The organism is Streptomyces sp. BB1-1-1, from assembly GCF_031597775.1.
GTDB lineage: Bacteria > Actinomycetota > Actinomycetes > Streptomycetales > Streptomycetaceae > Streptomyces > Streptomyces thinghirensis.
The window spans coordinates 2,379,408-2,393,368 of record NZ_CP134203.1 but is presented as its reverse complement, the minus strand read 5'-3'; the positions used below and the strand labels follow the sequence as shown (position 1 = coordinate 2,393,368).

The 13,961-nt window shown below is 73.0% G+C and carries 10 protein-coding genes; 5 read left to right on the top strand and 5 right to left on the bottom strand.

Translation table 11 applies throughout. From position 1 onward, the window contains the following. The first annotated feature begins 123 nt into the window (after positions 1-123). The 5 genes from RI578_RS10990 to RI578_RS10970 all read left to right on the top strand — a co-directional run bounded on the left by RI578_RS10990 (position 124) and on the right by RI578_RS10970 (position 7,469). On the top strand, positions 124-417 hold the full coding sequence (locus RI578_RS10990; RefSeq protein ID WP_121749465.1) for a DUF503 domain-containing protein: 294 nt from the start codon (positions 124-126) through the stop codon (positions 415-417). Positions 418-490: 73 nt separating this feature from the next. After that, on the top strand, positions 491-970 hold the full coding sequence (gene rbfA / locus RI578_RS10985; RefSeq protein WP_310870923.1) for a 30S ribosome-binding factor RbfA: 480 nt from the start codon (positions 491-493) through the stop codon (positions 968-970). After that, entirely contained in the window at positions 967-1,872 is a 906-nt protein-coding gene (gene truB / locus RI578_RS10980) for a tRNA pseudouridine(55) synthase TruB (RefSeq protein ID WP_310870922.1), read from the top strand. The genes rbfA and truB overlap by 4 nt, the downstream gene beginning before the upstream one ends. Before the next feature lie 256 nt (positions 1,873-2,128). Continuing rightward, positions 2,129-6,382, top strand: a complete 4,254-nt coding sequence (locus tag RI578_RS10975; protein ID WP_310870921.1) for a hypothetical protein — start codon at positions 2,129-2,131, stop codon at positions 6,380-6,382. Between the two features lie 127 nt (positions 6,383-6,509). Further along, positions 6,510-7,469, top strand: a complete 960-nt coding sequence (locus RI578_RS10970; protein WP_310870920.1) for a bifunctional riboflavin kinase/FAD synthetase — start codon at positions 6,510-6,512, stop codon at positions 7,467-7,469. A gap of 177 nt (positions 7,470-7,646) precedes the next feature. Here RI578_RS10970 and RI578_RS10965 read toward each other — a convergent pair whose 3' ends face one another. The 5 genes from RI578_RS10965 to RI578_RS10945 are packed head-to-tail and all read right to left on the bottom strand — an operon-like array spanning position 7,647 to position 13,635. Then, the gene (locus tag RI578_RS10965) at positions 7,647-8,705 is read right to left on the bottom strand and encodes an ABC transporter ATP-binding protein (protein ID WP_310870919.1); all 1,059 of its coding nucleotides are present in this window, start codon (positions 8,703-8,705) and stop codon (positions 7,647-7,649) included. Beyond that, positions 8,702-9,739: an ABC transporter ATP-binding protein gene (locus RI578_RS10960; RefSeq protein WP_310870918.1), complete on the bottom strand. Its 1,038-nt coding sequence runs from the start codon at positions 9,737-9,739 to the stop codon at positions 8,702-8,704. The genes RI578_RS10965 and RI578_RS10960 overlap by 4 nt, the downstream gene beginning before the upstream one ends. Continuing rightward, positions 9,736-10,713: an ABC transporter permease gene (locus RI578_RS10955; RefSeq protein ID WP_310870917.1), complete on the bottom strand. Its 978-nt coding sequence runs from the start codon at positions 10,711-10,713 to the stop codon at positions 9,736-9,738. Before RI578_RS10955 ends, RI578_RS10960 begins: the two co-directional genes overlap by 4 nt. Next, the gene (locus RI578_RS10950) at positions 10,710-11,786 is read right to left on the bottom strand and encodes an ABC transporter permease (protein WP_310870916.1); all 1,077 of its coding nucleotides are present in this window, start codon (positions 11,784-11,786) and stop codon (positions 10,710-10,712) included. The genes RI578_RS10955 and RI578_RS10950 overlap by 4 nt, the downstream gene beginning before the upstream one ends. Position 11,787: 1 nt before the next feature. Then, on the bottom strand, positions 11,788-13,635 hold the full coding sequence (locus RI578_RS10945) for an ABC transporter substrate-binding protein (RefSeq protein WP_310870915.1): 1,848 nt from the start codon (positions 13,633-13,635) through the stop codon (positions 11,788-11,790). Positions 13,636-13,961: the final 326 nt, after the last annotated feature.

Sequence of the window (13,961 nt, the reverse complement as noted above, 5' to 3'; positions counted from 1 at the left end):
GCCGGTCGGCGGAGCACAATATCCGTCGATCGGCCCCGGCCGTTCGTTGTACGGTTCTGATGTCCCCGCCACATGGATGGCGGGGCCATCGATCCCGAGCCGGCGGGTGAACCGGTTGCACACATGTATGTGGGGACGCTGTCCTTCGACCTCCTCCTCGGCGACGTACATTCGCTGAAGGAGAAGCGCTCCGTCGTCCGCCCGATCGTCGCCGAGCTCCAGCGGAAGTACGCGGTGAGCGCGGCCGAGGTGGAGCACATGGACTTGCACCGGCGGGCGGTCGTCGGCCTGGCCCTGGTGTCCGGTGACGCGGGGCACCTGTCCGACGTACTCGACCGGTGCGAGCGGCTGGTGGCCGGCCGCCCCGAGGTGGAGCTGCTGTCCGTCAGACGGCGCTTCCACGGCGACGACGACTGACCAGAGAACGCACGAGAAGCGCAGAAGAAGCGCAGACGAAGCGCAGACGAGAAAGAGAACGGGAGACGGACCAGTGGCCGACAACGCGCGGGCGAAAAGGCTGGCGGACCTCATCCGAGAGGTGGTGGCCCAGAAGCTGCAGCGCGGGATCAAGGACCCGCGGCTCGGCTCGCACGTCACCATCACGGACACCCGGGTCACGGGTGACCTGCGGGAGGCGACCGTCTTCTACACGGTGTACGGGGACGACGAGGAGCGCGCGGCCGCGAGCGCCGGCCTGGAGAGCGCCAAGGGCATCCTGCGCTCCGAGGTCGGCAAGGCGGCGGGCGTGAAGTTCACGCCGACCCTGACCTTCGTCATGGACGCCCTCCCGGACACCGCCCGGAACATCGAGGACCTCCTCGACAAGGCGCGGCAGTCCGACGAGAAGGTGCGCGAGGCGTCCGCGGGCGCCGCGTACGCCGGTGAGGCGGACCCGTACCGCAAGCCGGACGAGTCCGAGGACGACGCCGAGGCCGCCGAGGCCGACGAGACGGACGACACCGCTAAATGACCGACAAGCACCCCACGCCCGACGGCCTTGTCATCGTCGACAAGCCGTCGGGCTTCACTTCGCACGACGTCGTCGCCAAGATGCGGGGCATCGCCCGCACCCGGCGCGTCGGGCACGCCGGCACGCTCGACCCGATGGCGACGGGCGTCCTGGTCCTCGGTGTGGAGCGGGCGACCAAGCTCCTCGGGCACCTCGCCCTCACCGAGAAGGAGTACCTGGGCACGATCAGGCTCGGGCAGACGACACTGACCGACGACGCCGAGGGCGAGATCACGGGGTCGCAGGACGCCTCGAAGGTCACCCGGGACGCCGTCGACGCCGCCGTCGCCAAGCTGACCGGCCGCATCATGCAGGTGCCGTCCAAGGTCAGCGCCATCAAGATCAAGGGCGTGCGCTCCTACAAGCGGGCGCGCGAGGGCGAGGAGTTCGAGATCCCCGCCCGCCCCGTCACCGTCTCCTCCTTCGCGGTGTACGACGTCCGGGACGCCGTCGCCGAGGACGGCACCCCGGTGCTGGACCTGGTGGTCTCGGTGGTCTGCTCCTCCGGCACCTACATCCGCGCCCTCGCCCGCGACCTGGGCGCCGACCTGGGCGTGGGGGGCCACCTCACGGCCCTGCGCCGCACCCGTGTCGGCCCGTACAAGCTGGACGCGGCCAAGACGCTGGACCAGCTCCAGCAGGACCTCACCGTCATGCCGATCGCGGACGCGGCCACCGCCGCCTTCCCGCGCTGGGACGTGGACGCCAAGCGGGCGCGGCTGCTCACCAACGGTGTACGCCTGGAGATGCCCGACTCCTACGCGGGCGCCGGTGCCGTCGCCGTCTTCGATCCCGAGGGCCGCTTCCTCGCGCTCGTGGAGGAGCACAAGGGCAAGGCGAAGAGCCTGGCCATATTCGGCTGAGCCGACCTGCCGTCGGGCTCCGCCCGTGGAGCGGCGATCACGGGGACTTCCATCGTCGCCGCTCCACGGTCCCCCCTCGGTTCCCCCACCACATAGGGTGTATCCAACCCTCCCTTCCTGTTCACCCGTCCGGGCAGGCGCTCGGAGTGAACCGGGGGAGTGGAAGGGGGCGCGTTCGCCATGGGATCTGTCCCATTGATCATCACGCGCCTACCGTCGAACACACAGCACGGGTGTACGGCGGGGAGGTTCGACGATGGCGTCGCGGAACCGGTCCCGGGAGGCGGCGGGCGGCAGGGCAGGACTGCGGTCCCCGGACTGCCTCCCGGAGGCGTGCGGCGGGCCGCCCGCCCCGCCGACCGAAGCGCCACGGATCGCGCCCGACGACGCGCTGATCCGGGTCCATGACCTCGCCGGCCGCCCCCGAGGCACCGGTTTCCTCGCCGACCACCACGGCACGCTGATCACCAGCCACGAAGCGGTCGACGGTCTGTCCCGACTGGTGCTGAGCGGCGCCGGGGACCGCCGCCGTGTCGTGGCCGCCGCCGACGTGACTCCGCTGCCCGCCCTCGGCCTGGCCCTCGTACGCACCGAGGGCCTCGGCGCCGAGCCGCTGCCCGTCGCGGCGCGCGGCAGGGTCGAGGCCGGGACGTACGTCCGGATCGCCGCCGGCGGCTGGCGCGAGGCCCGGGTCCTCGGCGCCACCGACGTCACCTACGCGGCCACCGACCGCTTCCATCTCCTCGGCGACGCCCTGGAGCTGGCGCTCGGCACATCGGGGCGGGACGCGCTGCGGCTGGGCGGCGGCGCGGCCGGCGGACCGGTCCTCGACATCGCGACCGGCGCGGTCGTCGGCGTCCTCGGCACCGCCCTGAGTTCCGGACACAGCGACGTCGGCTTCGCCGTGCCGTTGCTTCCCGTCCCCGGCCCCCTCGCCGACCTGCTCGCCGAGAACGCGGCGACGGTCCCGGCCTACGGCGCCGACCTCAATCTGGCGGGCGTACTCGCACTCACGGCGACCTCGGTGGGGCAGGACGGTCCGCCGGGGGCGGCGGGAGGGGGTGGGCGCGGGGGTGTGGGTCACGGATCCGGCTCCGGCTTCGTGTCCGGGTCCAGCTTCGGGTCCGGGTCCGGGTTCGGGTCCAGCTCCGGCTCCGGCTCCGGTTTCGTGTCCGGGTTCGGCTCCGGCTTCGGGTCCAGCTCCGGCTCCGGTTTCGTGTCCGGGTCCGGGCCCAGCTCCGGCTCAGGCTCCGGTTCCGGCGCCGGGAGCGATCCGGGTGTCGGGGCGGGGGTCGGGCCGGGCACCGGCTGCCCCGCGGGACCGGTCGAACGCGCGGCTGTGGTGCGGGAGTTCGCCGACTTCGCCGTAAGTCGCGCCAGCGTGCTCGGCCTGGTCGGTGCGCCCGGCAGCGGCCGTACGACCGAGCTGGCGGCCCTCGCCTCCCGCCGCGCCCTGGGCGCGGAACCGGCGCCCACACTGTGGCTGCGCGGCGCCGATCTGCGGGACGACGACATGTCGCTGGCGGACGCGGCACGCAGGACGCTGGCCCGGGCCGCCCGCATCATCGCCGCCTCGGACCGCTCCCGCTCCGCCGGCCTCGGCGACATCACCCCGGACCGCCTCGCCCACCTCGCCCGCGCCGCCGGACGCCCCCTTCTGCTGCTGCTCGACGGCCCCGAGGAGATGCCGCCCGTCCTGGCCCACCGCCTCCCCGAGTGGACGGAGGGCACGGTGACGTGGCTGCGGGACACGGGGTCGCGGCTCGTGGTGGCATGCCGGGCGGAGTACTGGGAGCGGGCGGGGGCGGAGTTCCCGCGGGAGCTGTTGTACGGGGCGGTGGCGGGGGCGCCGGCGTCCGGACCGGTTGCCGGAGTGTCGCGGCCGCCCGGCTCGGCTGCGGGGGAGTGGCCGTCCGGGCAGGTCGTGGGCGCGCCGTCGCCTCGGGCGATCGCTGCCGGAGAGCCGTGGCCCGGGTCGGCGGGCGGTGGAGTGCCGCTGTCCGGAGCGGCCTGTGGAGAGCCGTGTGGCGTGCCGGTCAGTGGCGCGTCGTTGCCGGCGTCGGGCGCTGAAGTGCCCTCGATCGGGACGCCCCTCGTAGCGGCGCTGGAGGAGTCGACGGCAGGGCCGGCAGGCAGAGCGCCCACGTCGAAGGCCGCCGATCGCGAACCGGAACCGCCGTTCGGAGCGGCCGGCGCAGCGCCGAGGGAGACGGCGCCGACCGCCGGCAGGACGACCGCGGGCAGGACGACCTCCGGCAGGACGACCTCCGAGACAGCGGCCGCTCCGGTTCGGTCCGAGTACGCCGAGCCCCGGTCCGAAGATCCCGGCGCAGGCATCCCACCCTGCGTCCGGCTCGGCGATCTGCGCGACGACGAGGCCCGGGAGGCGCGCGCACGCTACCGCCTACCGGAAGGCGCCCTCGCGGACCCGGACGGTCGGCACCCCCTCACCCTTCGCCTGCTCGCGGAGGTGCGTGACGCCCTCCCCGGCTCCCCGCCCCCCGCCCGCGCCGAGCGGCACGCGGTCTTCGCGGCCTACCTGGACCTGACGTGCCTGCGCGTCGCCAACCGCCTGGCCGCGGCGAACGGCCTGCACGGCACCGCCGTACGACGACTCGCGGCCAAGGTCTCCGGACAGGTCCACGAGGCGGCCCGGCGCAGTCTCGGCCCGGGCCAGGGCGAGCTGGACCGGGAGTCGTTCGAGGCGCTGTTCCCGTTGGGACCGGCCCCCGCCCGGCTCGGCGGCGGCACCGGTTGGGCAACGGCCGTACTCGGCGAGGGCCTCCTCGTACCCGCGGGCAGCGGCTACCGCTTCGCCCACGAGGAGCTCGCCGACTGGATCCAGGGCACGCACCTCGACCTGGACGAGGCCCTGCGCGCCCTCGTCCACCACCGCGGCACCCCGCACGACCCCCACACCCACACCCTCCCCGTGCCGCACCACCGCATCGGCCCCGTGGTCGAGGCCCTGCTGCTCCTCGCCCGCCAGTACGGCATCCCCCAACTCGCGCTGACTCTCGAAGAGCTGGTGCACGCACTGGACGCCGACCCGCACTCCTGGTGGGCCGCCCGGCTGCTCGCCGAGGTGCTGACGCGCGTGCCCGACGCCACGCCGTACACGGAGGTGCTGCGGCTGCTCGCCGACGGCATCGTGGAGCGGAGCGGCGAAGGGCGGGCCGCGCCGGGGGAGTTCGGGCCCGCCTTCTGGACGGCCGTGCGACTGCCGGAGGCCACGCGCCTGGACCTGCTGCGCCGCCTCGTCCTCGCCGACGGCCCCCCGCACGAGCCCGGCCCCCGTCACCTCGACACCGTCGCCGGACGGCTCGCCGCCGATCCGACGGCCGTGCAACCGCTCCTCGTCCGTTGGTTCGACGACGAACGGCCGCTGCCCGCGACCCCGCACGCCACCGTCGCGACGGCCGCACAGGCGCTGCTGCACACGCACCGCCACCGCGGCCCGGGCGGCCTGGACGGCCTCACCGAGGTACTCGTCGACAGCGCGCACCGACGGGCCGACGAACTGCTCGCCGTCCTGGCCGAGGAGGAGCCGTCCGCCCTCTGCCGCGCCGTCGAACGGTGGGCGCGCGACGAGCGGCCCGCCCGGCGGACGGCGGCGGTGACCCATGGCCTGCGCACCGCACCGCACGCACGCACCGGTGCCGACCGCACCCTCCTCCGCCACGCCGCCCTGGTCCTGCTCGCCGACCCCGCCGACAGCGCCTCGCGCGGTGGTGCGCTCGCCCTGCTCGTCCAGGACCCGGGCAGCCGGGACCGTCACCTCCCGCGGGCGCTGAGCCACTTCGCGGCGGGCGACCCGTACCTCCCGCCGAGCGCGGTGGCCGCCGCCCTGCCGACCCATCCGGGGCCCGTCCTCGACGCCTTCCGGGCCAGGCTGCGCGGGCCGGACGCCGGAGAGGCGCTGCGCAGGCTCGCCGACGCCACCACGCCCGCGCTCGCCCGCAGGGTGGCCGTACTCGTCGGTGAGGCCGTGGTGGAACGCCCGGAGACCGCCGGGCACGTGGCCGCGTACGTCGACCGGCGCCTCGACCGGGACCCCGCGGCCCGCGCCGTACTCCACCCCCTGGTCACCGGCCTGCTCGACGACGGTCCCGAGCCGGTGCGCGCCGCGCTCGCCGGTGTCCTCGCCGGCGACGGCACCCATGGCAGCGGCGCCCCTGGCAGCGGTCCGCTCCGCCGCGAGTTGCGCGAGCACCTCCTGGCCCACGAGCAGGACCCCGCCGTCCTGGACGCGCTGCTGCATGCGGCCGCCCGGTGCGGCGGCGACGACCTGCCCGCCCTCGTCCACCGCACCGGCCTCCTCCTCGTCCGCACCCCGGACGGCGCCACCCGCTTCGACCGCGGCCTGGTCGACCTGGCCCGCCACCTCCCGGGGTTCGCCACCAGGGTCACCGGCTGGCTGGCCGACGAGCCCCAGGACTGGGCGGCGCTGGTGGGCCCCAGCGCACGCCGCACGATCGAGAACCTGGCGGGCGCCCGGATCCCGGCGTGAGCCGGATCCGGCGCACCGGACGTGCACCCGGTCACAGCGCGGATGCCGATGCGGGCGGGAGCCGGACGGCATGGCACCCTTAGACCTGCGTAAGAGGCACCACGGAAACCACCAAGGAGCAGACACAGTGCAGCGCTGGCGTGGCTTGGAGGACATCCCCGAGGACTGGGGACGCAGCGTCGTCACCATCGGCTCCTACGACGGCGTCCACCGCGGGCACCAGCTGATCATCAAGCACGCGGTGGACCGCGCCCGCGAACTGGGCGTCCCCGCCGTCGTCGTCACCTTCGACCCGCACCCCAGCGAGGTCGTCCGCCCCGGCAGCCACCCGCCGTTGCTCGCCCCGCACCACCGCCGCGCCGAACTGATGGCGGAACTGGGCGTGGACGCGGTGCTGATCCTCCCCTTCACCAAGGAGTTCTCGAAGCTGTCCGCGGCCGACTTCGTGGTCAAGGTCCTGGTCGACCGGCTGCGCGCCAAGGCGGTCGTCGAGGGCCCCAACTTCCGCTTCGGCCACAAGGCCGCGGGGAACGTCGAGTTCCTCATCGAGCAGGGCAAGGTCTACGACTTCGAGGTCGAGGTCGTAGACCTGTACGTGACCGGTGACGCGGGCGGCGGCGAACCCTTCTCCTCGACGCTGACCCGCCGCCTGGTCGCCGAGGGCGACGTCGCCGGCGCCGCGGAGATCCTGGGCCGCCCGCACCGCGTCGAGGGAGTCGTCGTCCGGGGCGCCCAGCGCGGCCGTGAGATGGGCTTCCCCACGGCCAACGTCGAGACCCTCCCGCACACCGCCATCCCGGCCGACGGCGTTTACGCCGGCTGGCTGCACGCCCAGGGCGAGGCGATGCCGGCCGCGATCTCCGTCGGCACCAACCCGCAGTTCGAGGGCACCGAGCGCACGGTGGAGGCGTACGCCATCGACCGCGTCGGCCTCGACCTGTACGGCCTGCACGTCGCCGTGGACTTCCTGGCCTTCGTACGGGGCCAGGCGAAGTTCGAGACGCTGGAGGCGCTGCTCGTCCAGATGGGCGACGACGTCGACAAGTGCCGAGAGATCATCGCGGCGGACGACACCCGGCAGCCCTGACGGCCACGCCGACACCGTCGGCGGGTATACCGTCGCCGCCACCCCGGGCGGTAGCCGCGTTACTGCCCTGCCCGGATGGGTCGTTTCTGCCGCGTGGCAGCTGCGCCCCGCCGACGCCGTCCGCCCGGCCGTCCAGTGGGGTGGTAGCGCGTCCCCCGACGGACAGGCCCGCCCGGGTCAGCCCGGCCGTACCGCGGCCGTGTCCCCCGCCCCGGCCGCCGACCGCTCCGTCAGGGCCCAGTGGCAGGCGACCTGCGCCGTGTCGCCGCCGGTCAGGATCTCCAGGTCCTGATGGCGGCACGCGTCGGCGACCCCGGCGCGTTCCGCCTCGCCACCGGCCAGGATCTGGCAGCGGACGTGGAAGCGGCAGCCGGCGGGGACATGCGACGGGTCGGGAGGTTCACCGGAGAGCACGACCGGGGCGCCGGGCGCCTCCGGCAGGACGGACAGCAGGGCCTGGGTGTACGGATGCCGGGGCGCCGTCAGTACCTGCTCCACCGCACCCGTCTCGACGATCCGGCCCAGGTACATCACCGCGACCCGGTCCGCGATGTTCCAGGCCAGCCCCAGATCGTGGGTCACCACCAGCGCGGACAGGCCCAACTCGGTGCGCAGCCGCAGCAGCAGCGCGAGGATCTCGCCGCGCACCGACGCGTCGAGGGAGGCCACCGGTTCGTCGGCGACGAGGAGTTCCGGTTTCAGGACCAGGGCGCCCGCGATGACGACCCGCTGGCGCTGGCCGCCGGACAGCTCGTGCGGGTAACGCAGGAAGAAGCGTTCCGGTGGCCGCAGCCCGGCACGGGACAGCGCCTCGGCGACCGCCGTCCGTTCGTTCCCCGCGTGACCGTGGATGCGCAGGCCCTCGGCGACGATGTCATACACCGTGTGCCGCGGGTTCAGTGAGCCGCTCGGGTCCTGGAGGACCAGTTGGGCCCGCCTGCGGTACGCCTTCAGCGCGCGGCCGGAGCGGGCGAGCGGGGCGCCGTCGAAGGTGACGCGGCCGGCGGTCGGCGGGACCAGGCCGAGCAGGCAGCGGGCGAGTGTGGTCTTCCCGCAGCCCGACTCGCCGACCAGCGCGACGATCTCGCCCCGCCCGATGTCGAGATCGACCCCGTCCACGGCCCGGGCGGCGGGCGCGCCGCGCCGACCGGGGAAGGCGACCTCCAATCCCTGAACGCTCAACAGCGAAGGTGCGGTGCCCGTCGTCGGGGTGCTCGTCGTCGGAGTGCTCGTCATGGGGTGCTGCTCCTCACTCCCTCGTCCCGCGCCGGCGGTGTGCCGCCGGGTGCCGCGCCGTCGGCGGGCGGTGTGCTGGTGCCGTCGGTCCCCACGTGCACGCACGCCGCCCGCCGGTCCTCTCCCGCCGCCCGCAGTGCCTGGTCCTGCGTGGCGCAGACGTCCAGCGCGACCGGGCACCTCGGGTGGAACGCGCACCCGGACGGCACCGCCGCCGGGTCCGGTGGGTCACCCGGCAGCCCGCGCGGCGCGAACCGCGACGCCGGGTCGCCGATCCGCGGGAACGCCCCCGACAGCGCCCGGCCGTACGGATGCCGGGCGTCCTCGTAGACCTGCCGTGCCGGGCCCTCCTCGACCACCCGCCCCGCGTACATCACCGCCAGCCGGTCGCAGGTGTCGGCCAGTACGGCGAGGTCGTGGCTGATCATGATCAGGCCCACGTCCTGCTCACCCACCAGGGTCTCGATCAGCCGCAGGATCTGGGCCTGGATCATCACGTCGAGCGCCGTGGTGGGCTCGTCGGCGACGATCAGACGCGGGTCGCAGGCCAGCGCCATCGCGATCATCACCCGCTGCCGCTGGCCGCCGGACAGCTCGTGCGGGTAGGCGCTCGCGCGGGCCGCCGGCAGGCCCACCTGCTCCAGCAGCTCACCGGCCCTCTTCCGGGCGCCGGCCGGCGTGGCCCTGCGGTGCAGCAGGATGGGCTCGGCGATCTGGTCGCCGACGCGGTGCACGGCGTTCAGGGAGTGCATCGCGCCCTGGAAGACGATCGACGCCCTCGCCCAGCGGACCGCCCGCACCCGGCCCCACTTCATCGTCAGCACGTCCTCGCCGTCCAGCAGGACCTCCCCGTCGGTCCGGGCACCGGGCGGCAGCAGCCGCAGCAGGGCCAGTGCCAGGGTGGACTTGCCGCAGCCGGACTCGCCCGCGATGCCGAGCTTCTCGCCCGCGACGAGGCTCAGATCGGCTCCGCGCAGCGCGGCCGCACCGCCGGGATACGTCACGTGCAGGTCACGGACCTCGAGCAGGCTCAACGCGACACCCCCAGCCTGGGATTGAGAACGGCCTCCACCGCGCGCCCGCACAGGGTGAACGCCAGCGCCACCAGTGCGATCCCGACGCCCGGCGGCACCAGGTACCACCAGTCGCCCGAGCTCACGGACCCCGCCTCCCGCGCGTCCTGCAGCAGCCCGCCCCAGGAGACGACCGCCGGGTCCCCGAGCCCGAGGAAGGCCAGGGTGGCCTCGGCCAGGATCGCGGAGGAGATGATCAGGGTCGTCTGGGCGAGGACCAGCGGCATGACGTTGGGCAGCACGTGCCGGGACATGATGTGCCAGTGCCCGCCCCCGAGCGCCTTCGCGCGTTCGATGTACGGCCGCGACTCCACCGCCAGCGTCTGGGCCCGGACCAGACGTGCCGTGGTGGGCCAGGTGGTCACGCCGATGGCCAGCACGATCGTGCCGAGTGAACGGGACAGGACCGTCGCCAGCACGATGGCGAGCACCAGCGTCGGCATCACCAGGAACCAGTCCGTGATCCGCATCATCACCGTGGCGTACCAGCCGCGGAAGTGTCCGGCCGTGATCCCGATGAGCGCCCCGATCGTCACCGACAGCGCGGCCGCGAGCAGCCCGACGAGCAGCGAGACGCGTGAGCCCCAGATCAGCAGACCCAGCAGATCCCGCCCGAACTGGTCGGTGCCCAGGAGGAACCGGCCGCTCGGGCTCTCCAGCGGCTGCCCGGGCGCGTTGGTCACGCTCTCCACGTCCGACCCGACGGTGAGCGGTGCGGAGAGCGCGACAAGCACGAACAGCGACAACGCCGCCAGCCCGAACACGCCCGCGCGGTGCCTGCGGTACTCCCTCCAGAAGCGCGCGACGGTGGCCCGGCGCCGCCGCCGGGCGAGAGCACGTGGACCGGGTGCCGCGCCTTTCGCCGGGGACTCGGGGCTCTCGGTGCCTTCGGCACCTGTGGTGCTCTCGCTGCCTTCGGTGGTCTCGGCGGTCATCGGCCCACCCTCGGATCGAACAGTGGATACAGCAGGTCGGCCAGTGTGTTCATGAGGATCACCGCGGCAGCGAAGACGAAGAACAGCCCCTGCACCAACGGAAGATCGGGCACACTGAGCGCCTGGTAGAACAGCCCGCCGAGCCCCGGCCACGAGAAGACCGTCTCGACGAGGATGACGCCTGCCACCGTCCGCCCCAGGTTGACGAAGACCAGCGTGACCGTCGGCAGCAGCGCGTTGGGCACCGCGTGCCGGCGCCGTACGAGATCGTCCCTGAGCCCCTTGGCCCGCGCCGTCGTCAGGTAGTCGCCGCCCATTTCGTCCAGCAGCGCCGACCGGGTGACCAGCAGCGTCTGCCCGTACTCCACGGCGACCAGAGTCACCACCGGGAGTACGAGGTGGTGGGCGACGTCGACGACGTGGGCGAAGCCCTCTTCCCTGCCTGACTCCATGCCCCCGGTCGGGAACAGACCCGGGATCGGGTCCACGCCGACCGACAGGACGATGATGAGCAGCAGCCCCAGCCAGAAGGACGGGATGGAGTAGAGCGTCAGTGCCAGACCGGTGTGGAGACGGTCGCCGAGCCCGCCGTGCCGCCATGCCGAGCGGGTGCCGAGAAAGACGCCCAGCGCGGTGTAGAGCACGAACGCCGTGCCGGTGAGCAGCAGGGTGTTCGGCAGCGCCTCGGTGATCTTGTCGACGACCGGCGCGCGGAACTGGTACGACGTGCCCAGGTCCCCGGTGAGTGCCTTGCCGCAGTAGTCCGTGAACTGCTGCCACAGCGGCAGGTCGAGCCCGAACTCCCGCCGGTAGACGGCGATCTGCTCGGCCGAGACCGGGCGGCGGCCGGTCATGAACTTCACCGGATCACCGGGGATCATCCTGAAGAGGAAGAAGCTGGTGACGAGGACGGCGAGCAGGGAGACGGCCGCGCCGGCCAGCTTGCCCGCCACGTACCGGGGATACGCGCCGACGGAGAGCCCGCGGGCGCGGGGCGACGGGGACGGCCGCTCCGCGCCCGCGGACCCCGGCCCTGGCGCCGCACCGGCCTCCCCGGTCGTCGGCCTGCTCACGCTACTCACGGTCGTCCGCCGTCGCCCGGCGGCGGACCAGGAAGAGCACCCCGAGCCCGACGAGGACGACGGCGCCCGCGGTGATCCCGATCACGGCACCGGTCGACGACGAACCGCCGGAGGAGTCACCGGAGTCCGCGGGGACCGCCGACCACCAGCTCCAGTAGCCGTCCTGCCCGTATATATTGCCCGCCGCGGAGGGCATGGTCGTGATCGACTCGATCTGGTCCGTGCGGTAGGCCTCGACCGCGTTCGGGTAGGCCATGACGTTCATGTACCCCAAGTCGTACAGCCGCGACTGCATCTGCTTGACGATGTCCGCCCGCTTGGCGGGGTCGTACTCGGCCAGCTGCCGGGCGTACAGCTCGTCGTACGTCTTGTCGCAGATGAAGTTGTCCGTGGCGCCCGTGTCCTTCGGCGTGGCCGGGAGCGCGTCGCAGGTGTGGATGGAGAGCACGAAGTCCGGGTCGGGGTTGACGGACCAGCCGTCGAAGGCCAGGTCGTACTCGCCGGCCAGCCACGGGTCGGTCACGTTGTCCAGGCAATTGAGGGTGATCGAGATGCCCAGCTCGCCCCACCACTCCTCCAGGTACTTGCCGACCGCCTTGTCGTTCGGGTCGGTGGCGTGGCACAGGACGCGGTAGTTCAGCGGCTTGCCGTCCTTGCCCAGACGCTTGCCGTCGGCGTTCGTCCGGTAGCCCGCCTCGTCGAGCAGCCGGGCCGCCTCGGCGGGAGCGTATGCCAGCTTCTGGTCGGCCGACGGCTCGAAGAAGTACTGCGGGAAGCGCGGCGGGATGTAGCCCTCACCCTCGACCGCGTGCCCCTGGAACACCTTGTCGACGATCGCCTTGCGGTCCACCGCCATGAACAGCGCGTGCCGCACCCGCTGGTCCAGCAGGGAGGGGTGGCCGTCACCGAACTTCGTGCCGTCCTTCGCCCGTACGCCCGGGTTGGTGGCGAGGGCGTAGAAGCGGCGGCCGGGCGCGTCGTTGACGTGGATGTTCTCCTCTTCCTCCAGCGAGGCGGACTGGGCGGGCGTCAGCGACGGCGAGCCGGACACGAACGACACCTCGCCCTTGCGCAGGGCGGCCACGGCGGCGTCCTGGTCCTTGTAGTAGCGGAAGACCAGCTCGTCGAACTCGGGCGCGCCCCGCCAGAAGTCCTTGTTGGCCTTCAGTCGTACATAGCTGTCCGGTTTGTAGTCCGTGAGGACGAACGGGCCGTTCCCGACGACCGGGAAGTCCTTGTCGTTGTTGAACTTCGAGAGGTCGTCGACCTTCTCCCAGACGTGTCTGGGCACGATCGGGACGTCGAGCGCGGTCATGGTGGCCTGCGGCTGCTTCAGCCGGATCACCAGCTGGGTCGGGCTGGGCGCGGTGACCTCCGCGAAGTTGGTGACGAAGCTGCCGTTGGCGGTGGCGGCTCCGTCGTCGGTCATCATCTTGTTGAACGTCCACGCCGCGTCCTCGGCGGTGGCCTGCTGCCCGTCCGACCACTCGGAGTCGGAGCGGATCGTGTACGTCCAGGTCAGCTTGTCCGGCGACGACTTCCACTTGGTGGCCAGACCCGGGACGACGTGGTTGTCCTCGGGGTCGTAGTTGGTCAGGTACTCGTACGTCAGCCGGTGGATGCTCGTGCTGAGCAGCCGTACCGCCAGGAAGGGACTGAGCGAGTCGACGCTCTGCGCCACGGCGACGGTGAGCACCTCGTCGTCCTCGGCGGCCGAGGCCGACGGGGCGGCGGTCCCCGATGCGAGGAGGAGCGCGGTGGCGCCCGCGGCGGCGAGCAGCCGGATCCTCCGCGGGCGGGTGCCGGTACGTCCACTGCCGAGCTGATCGTGTGTGCTCATGACTACCTGACCTCGCGTCATCGCACGCGCGGGATGCCGTGGGCCCCCGCGGGAGGCGGGCTTGAACAGATGTGAACAGGCTGGAGCGATCCGTGAATGGCTTCGAGCGGGCTTGCCCGGGTGGCACAAGCAGAATGAAGTGTGTGTCTACCAGCGGCAGTCTGCGCGCGTCAACGGTGCGTCAAACCCCATGTGGCCTGCGGAAACAACGAGTTGGTGAAGCATTCACTCCCATTGGCACAGACCACTGGCGCCTCCCTGGTGAGAGCCTGACGGCCGAGCCCCACCCGTTCTGCCTGCGAACGTGCGAAGGCCCGCGCCGTCCG

Bases quoted from the DNA above. Each gene is read 5' to 3' on its own strand.
- RI578_RS10990 (WP_121749465.1), top strand. From the start codon at position 124: ATGTATGTGGGGACGCTGTCCTTCGACCTCCTCCTCGGCGACGTACAT.
- truB (WP_310870922.1), top strand. From the start codon at position 967: ATGACCGACAAGCACCCCACGCCCGACGGCCTTGTCATCGTCGACAAG.
- RI578_RS10975 (WP_310870921.1), top strand. From the start codon at position 2,129: ATGGCGTCGCGGAACCGGTCCCGGGAGGCGGCGGGCGGCAGGGCAGGA.
- RI578_RS10965 (WP_310870919.1), bottom strand. From the start codon at position 8,705: ATGACGAGCACTCCGACGACGAGCACCCCGACGACGGGCACCGCACCT.
- RI578_RS10955 (WP_310870917.1), bottom strand. From the start codon at position 10,713: ATGACCGCCGAGACCACCGAAGGCAGCGAGAGCACCACAGGTGCCGAA.
- RI578_RS10945 (WP_310870915.1), bottom strand. From the start codon at position 13,635: ATGAGCACACACGATCAGCTCGGCAGTGGACGTACCGGCACCCGCCCG.